This window comes from Limnoraphis robusta CS-951, assembly GCF_000972705.2.
The window spans coordinates 1-16228 of sequence record NZ_LATL02000061.1 but is presented as its reverse complement, the minus strand read 5'-3'; the positions used below and the strand labels follow the sequence as shown (position 1 = coordinate 16228).

Sequence of the window (16228 nt, the reverse complement as noted above, 5' to 3'; positions counted from 1 at the left end):
ATAAACTAATCCGTCAAAAGACTGATTTTTATAACAATATTTTTACAGCTTAATATTTTTGAAAATTTAGATCAGAAAAACTCCCGCTATTGAAGTTTGCAAGATTGGGCAAACCTTTGCGGGAGATAAAGCTCCTATCTATCTTTTTTGGAGATAAAGCCTAGATTAGATCACACCTTGACCTTTTTGACCGTGTTTTTTAACCTCTTTTAACTCTTCCACCCGTTCTTGTTTTTCAGCTTCCTCTTCTTCCCGTAAATCTCCAGGTGTATTAACGTACATTTCAGGTTCAATGGCGTAATTATTTGCTAACCCTTCTTGATCAACAGTGTAGCCTTTAGTCGTATCAATTCCGCCTTCTTTTTCAGGCAACTTTTTATATTGATCACCCTCTCTATCCTGACGAGCGCCAACTTCAGCAGGTTGAATGTTACGATCATAATGACCTTCATCGCCACCCGTTTTCTTATGAGTATCAGCCATAATATCCTCCTTATTAAAAGAGATAAACTACAAGTGAAAGCTAAATCGTTGAAAATGAGTTATAGCATGATCTAGCTTATTTAAAAACATTCAAAATGCTAGGAATTTTAGTGATCTATTAACCTAGACCCGGATCTTCTGACTTATCCACATTGGGAACAAAATCAGGACGTTCTTTATTTTCCCAACCCGGAGGTCGTTTAGAATTGTACCAGGCAATAGAACCAATTGAAGTCGCTGCAAGAAAGCCAACAACTCCTACAACTACGGCTGAAACTGGAAAATGAGGAGCGGCATCTATGCCAGCATTCATCAGTAAATTCATCTTTTTTATTCCTGTTCATTGGGAACTTCATTAGACTTAAATATAGAATTAAATGAGACGTTAAATCATCTCTCTGAGTGATGAGCTTGTGAATAAAAAGCTATTTCTCCAGATAGAGAATTATTAACACTTCCTCTTTCTATGGACTCTAAATATGTTCCTTCTATTGGTAGAAGACGCTCTACTGCTGAAAGCGATAGGATAAGAACATCAAGAAAAAAATTTGAGGAAAAAAATTATGGGTATTTTAGCTTGGTTAGCTTTGGGTTTGATTGCAGGTGCGCTTGCAAAACTAATTTACCCGGGTAATCAAGGAGGCGGTATTTTTGCCACATTAGGACTAGGAATCTTAGGTGCATTAGTTGGTGGTTATCTGGGTCAAACTTTATTGGGAAGTAGCGGTGCCGCCGCCGCCTCAGCCGGAGCATTAACCATTCCAAGTATTATCTTTGCAGTATTAGGTGCAATGCTTTTGATCTTTATCTGGGGATTAGTTGCAAGACACGCCTAAACTGAACTAAATACAAAAATTAAACTAAACTCTTTTTTTCAGAGTTTGACTGTATGAACAAGGTGCATAGGGACAGGTAAGACAGTAGAACGATTCTTGAGCGGAGCTGTAAGAGGCTCTGTTTTTTATGATCAGCAAACAGAATTCTATTACAACTCCTCTATAAATCATGATTCCTTAAACTTCTTGAAAACCCTTGCCTTTCTTTTTCTTCTTACTACTTTTAGATTTGGACTGTACCTGAGCAACGGCTTCCTCAAATAACTGATGCAGATGTTGAGGAACACTGGCAATTTCTGGAAGTTGAGGTTCTAGAGATTTATTGTATTGTTTGAGCATCGATTCAAAATCTCGTTCTAAGTGAAAATCGGGACGTTCTAATACTGCTTTTAAGAGAGTTTCTAGTTGAGTTGGATATTCTTCTTTCAGTTGTTGCCAAATAAAAGTATTAATCTCTTTATCTTCTAAATACTTTCGCACCAGTTTATCAGAATTGGGTTGAGTAACCGGATCTTCTGCTTTAAGTACACTCACAAATTTAGGATAAGTTGGAACGAACATTTGACCCCAACGAGGATGAGAAAAAGCCATGACTTGTTCCGCCCGTTTGATTTCATCGGGAAGTTGTACTTTGGGAAAAAGCATCGGAGAGTCATTATTTCCTAACACTTGTTCAACTGATTTCTCATCGACACCCGCTTCTGTGGCTGAAGCTTTGATTTCAGTCTCATCGACTCCCGCTTCTTGAATAATCTGTTTGAGAGATTTTGAACTATCAATTCCTGCCGCTTCTAATTGTTTTTTGCTTAATCTTTCTTGCAATTCAGTAATTTTTTTGTTAAGCTGATATCCCGGTAATAAAATACGATCACTTCCCAAACAATCAACAAATTCTTGATGGTATTGAAGCACAGATTCCCAGGCTTTTTCTAAAAGATCAGGTGCATCTCCATAGAGTTGATTTGGATAGTTATCCTTAAATTCACCAATAACAACCGCAAGTTTAGGTTTACCCAGTTTTCCTTTGGGAATACAAGCCCCAGAAAACATCCAGTTTCCATCCGGTAAAGGAGCAATACGACTCAGCAAAATATCACCCGGTTTCCATTTATCCATGTCTGACTGAGAAATTTCGGGACTCGGAAAAACCGTATAATATTTAGCCGTTAACCAGTTCATTAACTTGAAACTTTCGGGCTGAATCTCTATGATTTCAAATAAGCCTGTGAAGGTTTGCTGCCAATGTTTAACCAGATCGCGATCGCTAGCACTTAAGTCCGACTCACTCGCCAAGAATAAATCAATCGGAGTTTGATCGTCAACTTCCCCGGAATTTAAAAACATATCTACAACCAAGTTTTGCAGACGAATATCTTGACGATCTCGACTCCCATGAGTGGCGACATACTGTTCAAAGGCAACAGCTAAGTCTCCCTCTGCATCATAGACAAAATCCACTAACGCCTGTTTTAACTGGGCTGCTTGCTCTAACATCGTCAAAATTCGGTTTCCCTCTGCTATCGGAACTAATAGCATAACAATTTGAGGAGATGATGGCTTCTCCTCAACGATAGAATTTATAACTATTCCTTTCGGTAGAGTCCCTAATTCTTCCCTCTCCGATAAACTAACAGTGGGCGATTGTGTTTTAATCTAACCTTTAGTTTCCCTGACTGACTAGCCCTCCGATGATGCCAATTCCGAGGGTCAGGAGAACCAACGCCCAAATGATAAAGTCGGGAATAGCGGATAAAATACCTAAACCCCTTAAGACCACAATCACGGCGATAATAATCAGGGCAATTCCCATCGTAAATAAGACAATTTTTGTACCCGTTTTTGGAGAACGACTCATGGGAGATATTTAAGTAAAATTCAGTAATTAGGGTTCAACAGAGTTCGTTATAATTATACAAGCAACTGAGTCCTATTGAACATCAAAATCAACCCCAAGTTAATAAAACCACAAAACCGCCCAGATAAAGCAAAAGAATTGAAAAGGTTTCAAAACCAATATTACCAATACCGGACTTTTCCCGTCTGAGGAGTCCCAACAGCAGAATTGATGTCATTAAAATCGTTAAAGCAATCACAAACACTTCCGACTGGGTAATTGCATGATAAATCGAACCTTCGGGATAAGCAAAATCGGAAAAAGACAATAACAGAACATCAAAAGTATTCCCGCCAATAATCCCACTAATGGCTAAAGTTAATGCGCCCCGTTTCACCGCAGCAACAGAAGTCACCAACTCCGGTAAAGAAGTCGAAATCGCAATAAATAATCCGCCCACAACCGTTTCACCTAACCCGGTTGCATCAGCAAGTTGATCGGCAACTTTAGAAAGTTTAGTTCCGCAGACTCCAATGATAACTGCTGACAAAATAAACAGAAGTAAATTAACTTCTAATGACTCGCTCATTCTTGATTTTCCTAATTTAAAATTCTAAGTTTTGGGGAGCCGATCAACTCCCATGTAAACAACATCATCGAGCGCACTATGATCGTCTAAATTACTCGCCCGAGAGGTGGTTCGAGTCGAAGCGATCGCATCCCAAGTCCAGCCATCATTGCGAATTAACTCTAACAAAATGCGTCGGCGTTGAGAGAGGTGTTGAGTCGCCTGTTGAAATTGGGAGTCGCTGACAGTAGGAATTCCCTCAAGTCGAACCAATTTTAAAGCAGGTAAGGGGGGAGTTTCTTCAGTGGGGTTGAGATAGGCAGACTTCAGGGTAGCAACAAAAGCAGCACTCGCCCGACGAACCGATCGCAGCGCCGCCCCATCGGGTTGATGGTTGGGGGGAATGCCATATTGCAGTAAAGTTAAGGCATCATCAAGGGCAACTATACTCAGGGTCATGGCGCGATAACGCTCAATACTGTGGAAATAGTGCAGAATCGGATAAGTTAGATGATTTTCCCCCAGTTGGGTGAGCATGGCACTTAAAGCGATCAGATGTTGATCGAGTTGTCCGAAGTCTTTGCCATTCCAAGCCCGGGTAATGATCTCATCTGCGGTACCGCCCAAAGAAGCAATATAAGTCGCACAAGAACGTTTTTGACTCGCCGCAGAAACCACCGGTACCAAATAAGCAAAGGTGAGGGTGACGAGAAAAAAGCCGTTAATTGAAGTGATCGCCGTCGCAATTTGCCAAGGAGAACCTTGGGGTTGATAGTTTCCCTGTCCTAAAGTTGAGAGGGTATAACCGACAAAGTAGACTCTCTCCCAAAACGTCGCCGGGATTAAATTAGAAGATGTCACCACCGCCCCTTCACCTGAGACAAACACCAGCGTCCATGCTAACCAAGTTAAAGCAAACCACAGCAATGTCATAAAAACCAACAGTGATAAGCCGATTGTCCCTAAAATGCGATGATTGGAATGATGACGATGAAGTTTCAAGGCGATCGCCCATATTCTGGCTGAGAGTCGGCTGGTGAGCGGACCTCCCCCACCAACGGTTAAGGTGGTGATCAATACATCAAGCGTAACAATCAATAAAATGAAGATGCCAAAAACAGTCAGCCCAAATGACATGAATATAAATCCCTTTTTACCACACCTTTCTCAATCTTTATAGAGACGCGCCCTGGCACGTCTCTACTTCAAAAATTGGTCTTAATTTTTAGTTAGTTTATGAACCGCTTACTAAGATTCTGTAGGTTCTACGACTTCGACCCTACTAATATCAACCGAATCAACCCCAAGAATTTCTTTGGATAACGGTTCAATCGTTTCATATTCTCGTTGACTGGGTACGGTTCCAGCGATTATTACTGCACCATCTTCGGCTTGAACGGTGAGTTTACTTCCCTGAATATTCGCTTCTAATTTAGCACGAACTTCGCTTTCAAGATCCGAATCCGAACGTTCTTGTCGATCTCCAGACCAATTATTACGTTCTTCTCGCGCCCGAATATCTGAGTTTAATTGCGCTTGACGAATATTTTTATCCGCGTCTTGTTTTGTTTCTTCTATCATTCGGGGATTTTTAACTTCACCGTCGATAGAGGTGGGAGCGTCAGCACTGGTACGAGCAACATCACATCCAGCCGCACCTAATAAAACTAGGCTCCCAATCATTAAAGATGTTAACTTTTTCATGTTGTTTACTCCTATTTAATTTTTGAATAATATGAAGTTTTTACTGACGTTTTTCAGGGGATTTGTATTGAGCATCCCGTCGATCAATCACGACAAATTCTGAATGTTTTGCTCCTTTTTGACCATTCCTCATTTGGCGATCCTCTTGTTTGAGATTCTCTAGTGAATTCACTTTTACTTGACGTTGTTGATCGTATTCAACAGGATTTTCTATCTCTAGTGGCTGCTCATATTCAACCGACTTTTTAGCCTCGACGCGAGGGTTTACATTGGATCTTTCTTGACGTTTCATCATTTTGGGATCTCCTTGATATACAACGTTTTGTTTGACTTCTGACGGAGTGGTAGTGACGGTTTGTTGACGTTGTTGATACTCAATCACTTCCGGTCTGCCATCGTATTCAATAGAGTTTTTTGTCTCAACACGAGGGGTAATAATTGTTCTTTCTTCTCGTTCGATCCGTTCAGAATGTTCTGGATGTCTAACTTTTCGTTTGATTTCGGGGGGAGTAATGATCGCTCTTTGTTGATCTGCAAAAGAAGAACTGGAAACCTCATCATCGATCATCGGTGTGACTTCAACTTGCAAAGCATCATAAACGTGCCATTGTTCTATTCCTTGATGGCGAAGGATGTCTTCTGCTTGATCAACCGTTCGGGGTGTTCCGGTTACGATGACAATATATTGATGTTGGGAGAGTCGATCATTATAAACTTTCGCCTGATCTTCAGGTATCCCTAAACCAATTAAAGCCCCGATAATTCCGCCGGATGCGGCACCTATCGCCGTTCCCGCTAAGGTTGTCGCCAACGCGGTTGCTTCGGCACCTGCTAATAAAATCGGCCCAATTCCGGGGATTGCCACCGCTCCCAAACCGACTAATAATCCAGTGATGATACCGAGCGTCCCTCCGGCGATCGCACCGGAAACCGCCCCTGTATCCGCGTGATTGCCTTCAGAATGAGTATAAACTTCAACTTCTGAGTCTCTATCGAAGTCCGGCGCAATCACAGAAACTTGTTTGAGATCAAAATTGCGATCGCGTAATTGATCCAGTGCTTGTTCTACCTGTCTCCGTGTTTGAAAAACTCCAACTCCTCGTTTGTAGTCTGTTGCTGCTCTTGTCATATTTTTACCCTCTTACTCTCTAATTTTCTCAATTTCAATAGCCCTTTCTTGAATCTTTAGAAAGGTTAAGATAATTTTTATCTTTGTTTCCTTAAGTATCTAAATTTTTCTCTATTTTTATCATCCATCCCCCGACATAGCTTTTAAATCTCCCGGTGGGGGGATTGATTACACTCGCTCATTTTCTAATATGGTAAGTGTAGTTGAAACAAAAACACAATAAATTATGACATTAGTAAGAATTAAAGAATACTATCCCAACTACGTGGATGAGTTGTTTAAAGGAAACGACTTCAAAGGTTATACCGTTTATGCGGGAACCAGTAACGAAAAAATCGGTTCAGTTGATGATGCTTTAGTTGATGAAGCAGGTCGAATTCGTTATTTTGTAATTGACACAGGTTTCTGGATTTTTGGTAAGAAGGTCTTATTACCTGTCGGTCGTTCTCGGATTGATTTTAATGATCGTAAGCTATATGCTTTGGGTTTAACCAGCAGAGAACAAGCTGAGGCTTTACCGAAGTATGATAGCAATATGAGTGTAGATTATGACTACGAAGAACGGGTTCGCCAAAGTTATCGCACTCGTCAACCTGTAGCGAATGGTAATGGTACTAACTACCGCTATGAGAACGATCAAGAATTATTTGATCTCAACGAGCGCGATCATGGTACACTCAAGCTCTATGAAGAACGCTTAATTGCGAATAAAGATCGTCATAAAGCGGGAGAGGTTGTTATCGGAAAAACCGTAGAAACAGAGAAAGCTCAGGCTTCTGTTCCGATTGAAAAAGAGCGTGTAGTTGTTGAACGAACGACTCCTTCAAATGCCGGAGAAGTGGTAACACCGGGTACTGCGAATTTTAAAGAAGGTGAAGTCGCTCGTATGGATATTTACGAAGAAACCGCAGATATTCACAAGGAAGCTTATGTGCGTGAAGAAGTGAATGTCCGCAAAGAAGTTGATCGCGATATTGTAACGGCTGAAGAAACCCTCCGTCGTGAAGAATTGCGGGTTGATAAAGATGGAAAACCCGTTGTTAAACGATAAAACCGGGTTGATCAAAAGCCGTGATAGTTAGGTTGAGTTTGGGTCTTAGGTGGTTTTTCTGGTCTTAGATTATTTCTAACACCAGCCACCTAACGCCTCTATTCAATTTTAACTCAATAAAAACTTAATTTTTTAGCGAATCAACTTATATCAACATCATAATATGACTACTCAAGAGCGTTATCCTACTGTTTCTTCTCCTGATAATTCATTAAATCTTCAAGATGTTCAGACCTATTCGGTTGTCGATGAACAAGGAGAATTAATCGGTCAAGTCGAACGAGTATTAAAAAATGAGTCTGACCCAATTCAGATTCTTTTTTCTCTGCCTGGACAATCAAAGCCTTTGTTTAGAGTTCATCAAAAGTCGATCCTAAAAGTAGATTTAGATGATCATCGATTTTTTATCGAATTAACGGATAAAATGCGAGAAAAGTTGAATCAATATTCAGCTCATTTGAGTGAAAATGTAACCGAACAGAAAAAGATTGAAACGGTTGATGATTCAGAAAATGATGATAACGATGATCTTACTAATTGGGCAGATGAATCCTTTACAAAGACCCTAGATCATGAAACAATTCGTCTACTTTCTGAACGATTGTCGGTGAAGCACGAACGGCGAAAAATTGGTGAAGTGATCGTTCGTAAAACAGTGGAAACTGAAATCGTTGAAGTTCCAGTTAGACGAGAAAAATTAATTGTAGAACAAGTTGGATCGCCTGGAAAACCCCTAGCTGAAATTGATTTATCACAAGGAAAAATAACGGGAGTTGAACTAGAATCAACCAAACTTAGACCTCATCAAGTCAGCGTGAAAGGGGAATTTGCTTCTTTAAAAGCAGCCAGTGATTTATTACAAACTATAGCCCTAGATCATTCTCATGGATGCGCTAGAGTGAGAGTTGAATTAGTTCTCGATAATCCCCAACATCAGCAACAGTATCAAGAACTCTTTGATCGCTGTACTAACTCCTAGTTGATGATGTTTATAACTTTTTTAAATGAATGGAGTTGCATCATGTGGGTCGAAAGATTAGCTCGTTTTGGATATGCAACAAAAGGAGCTGTTTATGGGTTAATTGGTTTATTAGCAGTCATGGCTGCCTTTGGTAATTCCAACGGAAAAACAACCGATATCAACGGTGCTTTCCGAACCATTGCTGCTCAACCTTTTGGACAAATTTTATTAATTTTAGTCGCAGTTGGTTTAGTAGGATATGTCATCTGGCGATTTGTAGAAGCCATCAAAGATCCTGAAAATAAAGGAACAGATGCTAAAGGAATTGCCAAAAGGCTGGGTTATATTCTTAGTGGTTTAATCTATGCCAGTTTAGCCTTCAATGCCGCTTTATTAGCAATTGGATCGAGTATTGGTGGAGGTAATAGCCAACAAACTTGGACGGCTCGTGTACTCTCACAACCCTTTGGTCAGTGGTTAGTCGGAACTCTGGGTCTGCTTATTATGGGACTAGGTTTATATTTTATTTATCAAGCCTATCAGACGAAGTTTCAGAAGAAGTTGAATTTAGCAGAACTTGATTATAAACAAGAAAAATTAATTATAAACGTCTGTCGCTTTGGAATTGCCGCGAGAGGCGTTATTTTTATGATGTTAGGTTTCTTTTTAATTCAAGCCGCTCGACAATTTGATCCCAGTCAAGTTGAGGGACTCGAGGGAGCGTTACAAACCTTAGCACAGCAGCCCTATGGTAAAATTTTACTGGCAATAGTGGCTTTAGGTTTGGTTGCCTATGGAATTTATATGATTGTACAAGCTCGTTATTGTCAGTTTAAAACCACCTAAGCCAAAAATCGAGTAAGATCACAACATCAAAGACAACTGTGATTAATCAAGCCAATGTCAGAAGGTTTTTTACTGAGTCGAGTATTACTACGCTTTGAAGATGGTTCCGATGATTTAGTCGGTGAACTCTCAGCAGCAGTGATGACACCCGATGGTAGTTTGTGGGTGGGTTCTGATGAGTTGTTGGGAGTCGAGCGACTTTCCCCAGTTGAACCGTTTGTTTTTAGCAATCACAAGCATTTTCCTCTTTCGGATTTTCTTGAACTCCCCAATACTGAGGATGAAATTGATATCGAAGGTTTAGATTATTCTCAGGGTTACTTATGGGTGATGGGTTCTCACAGTACCAAACGCAAAAAACCCAAGGGAAAAGATCCCCAAAAAGATGTTGAGCGGTTATCTCAGGTGACATCGGAGGCGAATCGTTATTTAATTGCTCGTATTCCTGTTATTGATGGAAATTTGGTTAAGTCTTGTACGTTGAAAGATGATCCTGAGAAAAAACTGACAGCCGCTCGTTTAGAAACAACAAAAGAAGGTAATATTTTAGTTGAAAGTCTCAAAAAAGATCCTCATATTGGTGCCATTGTTTCCAGTGGTTTACCCTCAAAAGATAACGGACTTGATATTGAGGGGTTAGCCATTCATGGTGATCGGATTTTCTTAGGGTTAAGAGGGCCTGTTTTGCGAGGTTTAGCGATTATTTTAGAGATCGAAGTTGCCGAAAAAAAACCGGGTGTTCTCATGCTTAAACCGATGGAAAAAGAGGGAGAACTCTATCGAAAACATTTTATTGACTTGGATGGATTAGGAATTCGAGAACTTTATTTACATGATGGAGATTTAATTATTCTCGCCGGCCCCACAATGGATCTAAATGGGGCAATGCGAATCTTTCGCTTAAAAAATATTGAGAAGCGAACTGAAGAAATGATTTATTGGCAGGACTCCAAACATTTAGAAGTGATGTTTGATTTGCCGATTAAAGTAGGAGCCGATAACGCCGAAGGTATTGCTCATTTTCCCTGTTTAGGAGAATCTAATTCTATATTGATTATCTATGATGCTCCCGCTCCAGAAAGAAGGCTCAAAGCGAATGAATTGCTGGCGGATGTTTATCGTCTAGAGTCCTAACTTTAGAGAAGTGCCATGACCTGTCTGTGTGATTGAATCTGTATTTCTAACCCGGTAGAATCACCGTCACGGCATGGCAATCTAAACTTAAGTATTTTCGCGCTAGTTCTTGCAAATCATCAGGTTCAAAAGATTGAATTTCAGTGGGATAAATCATCGATAACTCGGGTTCGGCAACCGTAAAGTAATAGCCATACAAACCCGCTAACTGATCGGGTGTTTCTGTGGAAAAAGCGTAATCATTACAGAGTAAACGTTGACTCCGTTTCAGTTCGAGTTCAGAAATCGGTTCGCTTTGCAGTGAGGAAATACAATCACGAATTAGCGTTTCAACGGTTTCAATATGCTGTGTATCTAACAAAGCACTAATCGTCAGCAAGCTCGATTGTTGTTGCAAAGAAAAGTTACTCATCACATGATCAACCAGTTGCAATTCCTCCCGCAACATCCGCACTAAACGAGAAGTTCGTCCTTCGGCGAGGATCACCGAAAGCAAATCTAAGCCATAGGCCTCTCGCAACTGTTTGACATCCGGGCCAAGCCAAGCTAAAGTTAATCGGGCTTGTTCAGCATTTGGTAATTGCAGTTCCTGGCGACGAATTTCTCTAATTTTTGGTTCAGGCGTTAACCCGATACAAGGACAGTTTTGAGGAGAGGGAAAGGAATCAAAAGCCTGTTTGATCGCATTAATCGCCCGATTTTGTTTGACTCCCCCAACGATCACAACCGCCATATTGTCCGGTTGGTAATGACATTGATGAAAACAGCGCATTTCTTCTGGCGATCGCTGCATTAATTTCTCAGGAGTTCCCAGCACCGGACGCCCGTAGGGATGATGACTATAGATATTTTCCATTATCAACTGAAACTCAATGGAGTCTACATCATCTTGCGCTTGACGAATTTCTTCGAGGACTACATCCCGCTCTCGGATAAATTCATCATCAGGAATCTTCGCTTGTAAGAGCAATTCTCCCAAAGGGGTTAGGGTATCTTCGAGGTACTGCTCGGCGGTTGTGATGTAGAAGTGGGCGTAGTCGTGACTTGTAGCGGCATTCGTGACTCCCCCTCGACTTTCGATCACTTGGTCAAAGATTCCGGGAGCGATTTTGTCTGTCCCTTTAAAAATCATGTGTTCTAGGAAATGAGCCATACCTGACCAATGATCAGGCTCCTGCACAGCTCCAGCTCTAACCCAAACATCGACTACGACCACTGGAGTTGCAGAGATCTCCTGATGAATAATGGTTAATCCGTTGTCTAATCGAAAGATACTGGCAGGAAACTTTAAAGCCGTTTGCTGTTGATACAATTTGATTGAAGTTAAACTTAACTTAATTTTTTCCTAATTATTTCATAATATCGTTTTCTCTGTTGATGATCTGAGTATCTTGATACATTTTTTGATATAATGCTGAAAATCTACAAAAAAAATCACCCCAGAAAAGGATGAAGGTTGATCAAATTCACCTTGATCTTTCTAGGGATGACTCAATACAAAAAACTTAACGACTTCTCATTAAACCGTCGAGTTGTAAATCCGAATTAGACAACTGGGAATGTCGCGACTGTGGGAGTGAAGCCTCTGACGGGAATCAGAGCATCGGCGTCGATACCACCGCCCACTTGAGCAAATTGGTTTTCGGGCGGGAAGGGAACTACACCCGAAAGTCCGAAGGTTAATTGAGCAGCTTCGCCAGCACCTAGAGTGATCGCAGCAATTGGAGTGGTTAAGTTCCCCAGATCGTCTGTTGGCTCAACTCGAACGACATAGGTATCTTCGATCGCAGCAAGACCTGTGATCGGATCAATATTCGGTGTGGGTAGTAAATTGGTAAAGGCAAAGTTTCCGTTAAAGTCCGTTGTGGTGGTCGGTTCATCGTCCCCACGGACACCATCATCATCGAGATCAATAAACAGGGTCGCATCTGTGACCAGATCATCTGCTAGACCCGTCACTGGGTCAAAGTCAAGCAGGGAGTTGGCATTGCGGTCATTAAAGACGACACCGGCAATACTATTGGGCAGCAATAAAGACGATCCCGCAGGATTAAACACCAGTGTAGCGTTGACTTGCAGGCTCTCCCCTTGAACGAGTGTGAGGCCGATTTCCCCTGGAAACGCACCCACGGGAGGAACCGGAGAAGTAAACACATAACTACTTGAAGGCGTACCAAACTCTATCTCAAATGCGTTGGCAAACCGTTCAGGTTCAGTTCTGGCAATGTAGTTTGCAAAGGGGTTTTGGGGATCATCTTCTCCGTCAATCGCGGTATCTAAACCATCAATGATGTAAAACCCGTTATTATCTGTCGTAGCTGTTTCAATGTCATCGGTGTTCCGGTTAACGATTGTAACGTCTATATTCTCCTGTGCAGGTTCATCAGGATTGGGTATACCATCACCATTGATATCACGGATTACACGACCGTAGACACTGTTCGGGTTAATCACCCCGATATCAAATTGATTGATACCAAAATTGACATTAGCAACAATTGAGTTACCCTCAATCGAGCTATCATCATCGATTAACTCAAATCCACTCGGGAGATCAGCTCTCAGCAGATAGGAACCCGGGGGTAAGCCCTCAAAGATATAGAATCCAGCTTCGTTCGGGATTGCTGAGGGTTCGCTGAATTCAAAGAAACCACTGTTGTTGAGGTCAATGTAGATAGCTGCGTTGGGAAACCCTTCCGCTAACGTGGGTTCACCCAATTCTCCAAAGGGTTCGTAAATCCCGTTTCTGTTATTATCAACATAAACCGCACCGCTAAGAGTTGTGGTTGTTGGAACTGGATTGACAGGTGGGACGGGATTGACATTAAGGATGTTGACATCAATCCGTTCGTTTACATCGCCCGTTGTTGCTAGGGAGATGGGAACTCCTAGAGGTTCATTGAAGCCTGGGGGTGTAACCTGATCGAGAACAAAGGTTCCTGCCGGTAAATCAGCAAATGTGTATTCACCGTTGAAATCGGTCAGCCTGACCTGTTCGAGATCGGTGGGTAAACCATCCCCATTATCATCCAAAAATACAGTAACGTTGGGAAGACCTTCTCCCAAATCAAAAATAGCGTTACCGTTAAGATCCTGAAATACTGATCCTCGAATAGTACTCACAATTAAACTCCTCCACCAAAGTATTGTACGAAGACAAGTCCCGCAGGACTGTATAATGTTGCAACCTAAATGGTATCGTACATATGCGCTCTCTTGGCATCCTTTCCTCCCTGAAGGGAGAAGATTCCTAAACCTCACGATTTAGGTTCCTGCTTCAATGCAGAGGCCCTCTAGACTTAGAAATCTTTCAGGTCTTACACTCGCTCCACAGGCTGACACCGCAAGCCCTGCGGCTAAAAATAACGAAGCTTAGGCTAGACATAAATGCTACCTAATCGTAGGCAACTATACCAGACTTTTCCGAAATCTGGCAATGCGTTTGGGCTGCCTCCATCCCACTGTAGATTGCTTTTGCCTATTTCCTTTAGATTGTAATCAGCACTCCCTCCAATTGACAGGAGTGCCGTTTGTATTAATCAGTCATTAATCTGACCCGACAATCGTTAATAGGCATCTTGCAACTCATGGAAATCAGGAGAGATATAGTCTTTTCGCAACGGCCAGCCCACCCAATCTTCTGGCATTAAAATTCGCTTCAGATTAGGATGACCTTCGTAAACGATACCGTACATATCATAAGACTCCCGTTCTTGGTAGTCGGCAGCCTTCCAAATCCAGTACACTGACGGAACCCTGGGATCATCTCTTGGAACGAATACCTTGACGCAAACTTCCTCGGGTTGTTCCACATCATCGTCAATTTTTACCAAATGATAGACACTGACGAGATCTTCGCCCGGGCCAAGGTCATAGGCACATTGACATCGTAGACAGTTAAATCCTTTGGCATAGAGGGCTGTAGATAAGGGAATCAAGTAATCTCGACTGACCTTAATGATCTCTACTCCCGAGTGATTTCGTTCTAACGATTCATGTTCAAATCCATTTTGACTCAGCCATTGAGAAATTGGACCAGCTTCAACAATTGCTGCTTCTTCCGTCTCAGCCACGCTGTTCCTCCTTGGTTTGTTCGATTAGCATTGCTGGGGGTACGGGCATTCCCATTGCTTCCGTTAATTGTTTGGGTGGAACTTGACGAGTTTCTGATTGTAAATATTGACCCGTTAAAATCGGTTCAACCACCTTCATCTGATGAGAACGGGTATAGTAGCGATGAGTTTGTTGGAGGTTTCCCCGTTCTTGTAGGGAATCATTGGCAATTTTCTTCCGCAGTTTGATGATCGCATCAATGATCGCTTCTGGACGAGGAGGACAACCGGGAATATAGACATCCACCGGGATTAATTTATCTACACCCCTGACCGCCGTCGTCGAGTCCATACTAAACATCCCGCCCGTAATCGTGCAAGCCCCCATTGCAATTACATACTTGGGTTCGGGCATTTGTTCGTACAACCGGACTAACACAGGGGCATATTTCATCGTGATGGTTCCGGCAGTGATCAACAAATCCGCTTGACGAGGACTTGAACGAGGCACCAAACCAAAGCGATCAAAGTCGAAGCGAGAACCAATTAAAGCAGCAAATTCGATAAAGCAGCAAGCCGTACCATATAGCAACGGCCACAAACTCGACAGTCTCGCCCAGTTGTACAAGTCATCAACGGTCGTTAAGACAACGTTTTCTGACAGTTCTTGAGTAACTTGAGGTCGCTCAATGGGATTAATGATTTTTCCGGTTTCCGGGGTAATACTCTGGCTTGTCATAATTTCTGTGTGATTCTAACGACTTAAGACCATTCCAACGCGCCTTTACGCCACGCATAAACTAAGGCAATCACAAGAATGGTAATAAAAATCAAAGCCTCGATAAACGCTAATAATCCCAACTTGTGGAAGGCTACAGCCCAGGGGTAAAGAAACACCGTCTCTACGTCAAAAATGACAAACACCAGGGCAAACATATAGTAGCGAATATTGAACTGAATCCAAGCGCCTCCGATGGGTTCACAACCCGACTCATAGGTGGTGCGTCGGGCGCCACTTCGGCTTTTGGGACGGACGAGCTTGGATGTACCAAGAGCGAGAACGGGAACTAGGCTACAGATAATCAGGAAGCCTAGAAAGTATTCATAGCCAGGAAGAACAAACACGATGGCTGATTGAGTGCAAGTGTACTAAATTGTCTTTTACATTATATAGTTGCCGATACTTTTTTGCTAACTTTCATTAACAAATGCAAGATGTTGTTGCATCCAGGGTATATCTACCAAAGCACGAAGAAAAATACCTCGTGCGCCATTTATGTCTCTGTCCATCACACGACCATCTATTTTTGATTTGATTAACTTAGAACCACCCACGTTGACAATTTCTCCAGTCCAGCTAACTGTTTTACTGGTGTAGGCTTCACAGACATCAAGGACTAATTTACCAGTCTCAAAAGCTTTATGCTTAAGAAATTGTTGAAATCGATAGTGAGCAAATGACAGCATATTTCTGGCTGACTTTACTCTAATTTTGCGGGTAGCTTTTAAAGCCATCTGGGAAGTCTCAAATGTCGGTAGAAGAATGACATCAAAATTATCGACTAAAAATCGAGCGGCTTTGTGATGGAGTTCATCAATTAAACAACGGATTTTTAGCCTGATTTTGACG

19 protein-coding genes are annotated in these 16228 nt (G+C 41.8%); 5 read left to right on the top strand and 14 right to left on the bottom strand.

The annotated features are described in order from the left end of the window. Positions 1-165: 165 nt before the first annotated feature. Positions 166-483 carry a hypothetical protein gene (locus WN50_RS05105; RefSeq protein WP_046281713.1) on the bottom strand — a complete coding sequence of 106 codons (318 nt, stop codon included), beginning with the start codon at positions 481-483 and terminating at the stop codon, positions 166-168. A 118-nt stretch (positions 484-601) separates the two neighbouring features. Next, positions 602-796: a photosystem II assembly protein Psb35 gene (psb35, locus tag WN50_RS05100; RefSeq protein ID WP_425354778.1), complete on the bottom strand. Its 195-nt coding sequence runs from the start codon at positions 794-796 to the stop codon at positions 602-604. 250 nt (positions 797-1046) lie between these two features. Here psb35 and WN50_RS05095 point away from each other — a divergent pair, with 250 nt between their 5' ends. Continuing rightward, entirely contained in the window at positions 1047-1319 is a 273-nt protein-coding gene (locus tag WN50_RS05095; protein ID WP_046281715.1) for a GlsB/YeaQ/YmgE family stress response membrane protein, read from the top strand. A 177-nt stretch (positions 1320-1496) separates the two neighbouring features. Here the strand turns inward: WN50_RS05095 and WN50_RS05090 are convergent, their stop codons facing one another. The 6 genes from WN50_RS05090 to WN50_RS31310 form a co-directional block, all read right to left on the bottom strand. Beyond that, a complete protein-coding gene (locus WN50_RS05090) occupies positions 1497-2855 on the bottom strand; it encodes a hypothetical protein (RefSeq protein ID WP_235440835.1) in 1359 nt (452 codons plus the stop codon). Positions 2856-2979: 124 nt separating this feature from the next. Continuing rightward, positions 2980-3174 carry a hypothetical protein gene (locus WN50_RS05085; RefSeq protein WP_046281716.1) on the bottom strand — a complete coding sequence of 65 codons (195 nt, stop codon included), beginning with the start codon at positions 3172-3174 and terminating at the stop codon, positions 2980-2982. Positions 3175-3262: 88 nt separating this feature from the next. Next, on the bottom strand, positions 3263-3742 hold the full coding sequence (locus tag WN50_RS05080; RefSeq protein ID WP_053221435.1) for a sodium:calcium antiporter: 480 nt from the start codon (positions 3740-3742) through the stop codon (positions 3263-3265). A gap of 24 nt (positions 3743-3766) precedes the next feature. Further along, complete coding sequence (locus WN50_RS05075) at positions 3767-4858, bottom strand: potassium channel family protein (RefSeq protein WP_046281717.1); 1092 nt, start codon at positions 4856-4858, stop codon at positions 3767-3769. A 111-nt stretch (positions 4859-4969) separates the two neighbouring features. Next, positions 4970-5425 carry a BON domain-containing protein gene (locus WN50_RS05070; RefSeq protein WP_046281718.1) on the bottom strand — a complete coding sequence of 152 codons (456 nt, stop codon included), beginning with the start codon at positions 5423-5425 and terminating at the stop codon, positions 4970-4972. Positions 5426-5465: 40 nt separating this feature from the next. Then, positions 5466-6554: a general stress protein gene (locus WN50_RS31310; RefSeq protein WP_063847364.1), complete on the bottom strand. Its 1089-nt coding sequence runs from the start codon at positions 6552-6554 to the stop codon at positions 5466-5468. Positions 6555-6780: 226 nt separating this feature from the next. Between WN50_RS31310 and WN50_RS05060 the strand changes: the two genes are divergently transcribed. The 4 genes from WN50_RS05060 (at position 6781) to WN50_RS05045 (ending at position 10546) form a co-directional block, all read left to right on the top strand. Continuing rightward, entirely contained in the window at positions 6781-7605 is an 825-nt protein-coding gene (locus WN50_RS05060; RefSeq protein WP_046281719.1) for a DUF2382 domain-containing protein, read from the top strand. A gap of 163 nt (positions 7606-7768) precedes the next feature. Further along, positions 7769-8584 carry a DUF2382 domain-containing protein gene (locus WN50_RS05055; protein WP_152964710.1) on the top strand — a complete coding sequence of 272 codons (816 nt, stop codon included), beginning with the start codon at positions 7769-7771 and terminating at the stop codon, positions 8582-8584. A gap of 42 nt (positions 8585-8626) precedes the next feature. Beyond that, entirely contained in the window at positions 8627-9412 is a 786-nt protein-coding gene (locus tag WN50_RS05050; protein WP_152964709.1) for a DUF1206 domain-containing protein, read from the top strand. A gap of 54 nt (positions 9413-9466) precedes the next feature. Beyond that, positions 9467-10546, top strand: a complete 1080-nt coding sequence (locus WN50_RS05045) for a DUF3616 domain-containing protein (protein ID WP_046281720.1) — start codon at positions 9467-9469, stop codon at positions 10544-10546. 46 nt (positions 10547-10592) lie between these two features. On the opposite strand, the gene WN50_RS05040 is transcribed toward WN50_RS05045, so the two are convergent. From WN50_RS05040 to WN50_RS05015, 6 genes are all read right to left on the bottom strand, one after another. Further along, positions 10593-11858, bottom strand: a complete 1266-nt coding sequence (locus WN50_RS05040) for a M16 family metallopeptidase (RefSeq protein WP_046281721.1) — start codon at positions 11856-11858, stop codon at positions 10593-10595. Positions 11859-12091: 233 nt separating this feature from the next. After that, positions 12092-13669, bottom strand: coding sequence for an SdrD B-like domain-containing protein (locus WN50_RS05035; RefSeq protein ID WP_046281722.1), 1578 nt, complete (start codon positions 13667-13669; stop codon positions 12092-12094). Positions 13670-14112: 443 nt separating this feature from the next. Further along, on the bottom strand, positions 14113-14619 hold the full coding sequence (locus WN50_RS05030; protein WP_046281723.1) for an NAD(P)H-quinone oxidoreductase subunit J: 507 nt from the start codon (positions 14617-14619) through the stop codon (positions 14113-14115). Beyond that, positions 14612-15337 carry a photosynthetic/respiratory NAD(P)H-quinone oxidoreductase subunit K gene (gene ndhK / locus WN50_RS05025; protein WP_046281724.1) on the bottom strand — a complete coding sequence of 242 codons (726 nt, stop codon included), beginning with the start codon at positions 15335-15337 and terminating at the stop codon, positions 14612-14614. Before ndhK ends, WN50_RS05030 begins: the two co-directional genes overlap by 8 nt. A 23-nt stretch (positions 15338-15360) precedes the next feature. Next, the gene (gene ndhC, locus WN50_RS05020) at positions 15361-15723 is read right to left on the bottom strand and encodes a photosynthetic/respiratory NAD(P)H-quinone oxidoreductase subunit C (protein WP_046281725.1); all 363 of its coding nucleotides are present in this window, start codon (positions 15721-15723) and stop codon (positions 15361-15363) included. A 66-nt stretch (positions 15724-15789) separates the two neighbouring features. Continuing rightward, positions 15790-16228, bottom strand: a 439-nt coding sequence (locus tag WN50_RS05015; protein ID WP_049558223.1) for a zinc ribbon domain-containing protein, incomplete at its 5' end; no start/stop codon positions are given.

Coding starts and splice junctions, on each gene's coding strand:
- WN50_RS05105 (WP_046281713.1), bottom strand. CDS start 483: ATGGCTGATACTCATAAGAAAACGGGTGGCGATGAAGGTCATTATGAT.
- psb35 (WP_425354778.1), bottom strand. CDS start 796: ATGAATGCTGGCATAGATGCCGCTCCTCATTTTCCAGTTTCAGCCGTA.
- WN50_RS05095 (WP_046281715.1), top strand. CDS start 1,047: ATGGGTATTTTAGCTTGGTTAGCTTTGGGTTTGATTGCAGGTGCGCTT.
- WN50_RS05090 (WP_235440835.1), bottom strand. CDS start 2,855: ATGCTATTAGTTCCGATAGCAGAGGGAAACCGAATTTTGACGATGTTA.
- WN50_RS05085 (WP_046281716.1), bottom strand. CDS start 3,174: ATGAGTCGTTCTCCAAAAACGGGTACAAAAATTGTCTTATTTACGATG.
- WN50_RS05080 (WP_053221435.1), bottom strand. CDS start 3,742: ATGAGCGAGTCATTAGAAGTTAATTTACTTCTGTTTATTTTGTCAGCA.
- WN50_RS05075 (WP_046281717.1), bottom strand. CDS start 4,858: ATGTCATTTGGGCTGACTGTTTTTGGCATCTTCATTTTATTGATTGTT.
- WN50_RS05070 (WP_046281718.1), bottom strand. CDS start 5,425: ATGAAAAAGTTAACATCTTTAATGATTGGGAGCCTAGTTTTATTAGGT.
- WN50_RS31310 (WP_063847364.1), bottom strand. CDS start 6,554: ATGACAAGAGCAGCAACAGACTACAAACGAGGAGTTGGAGTTTTTCAA.
- WN50_RS05060 (WP_046281719.1), top strand. CDS start 6,781: ATGACATTAGTAAGAATTAAAGAATACTATCCCAACTACGTGGATGAG.
- WN50_RS05055 (WP_152964710.1), top strand. CDS start 7,769: ATGACTACTCAAGAGCGTTATCCTACTGTTTCTTCTCCTGATAATTCA.
- WN50_RS05050 (WP_152964709.1), top strand. CDS start 8,627: ATGTGGGTCGAAAGATTAGCTCGTTTTGGATATGCAACAAAAGGAGCT.
- WN50_RS05045 (WP_046281720.1), top strand. CDS start 9,467: ATGTCAGAAGGTTTTTTACTGAGTCGAGTATTACTACGCTTTGAAGAT.
- ndhK (WP_046281724.1), bottom strand. CDS start 15,337: ATGACAAGCCAGAGTATTACCCCGGAAACCGGAAAAATCATTAATCCC.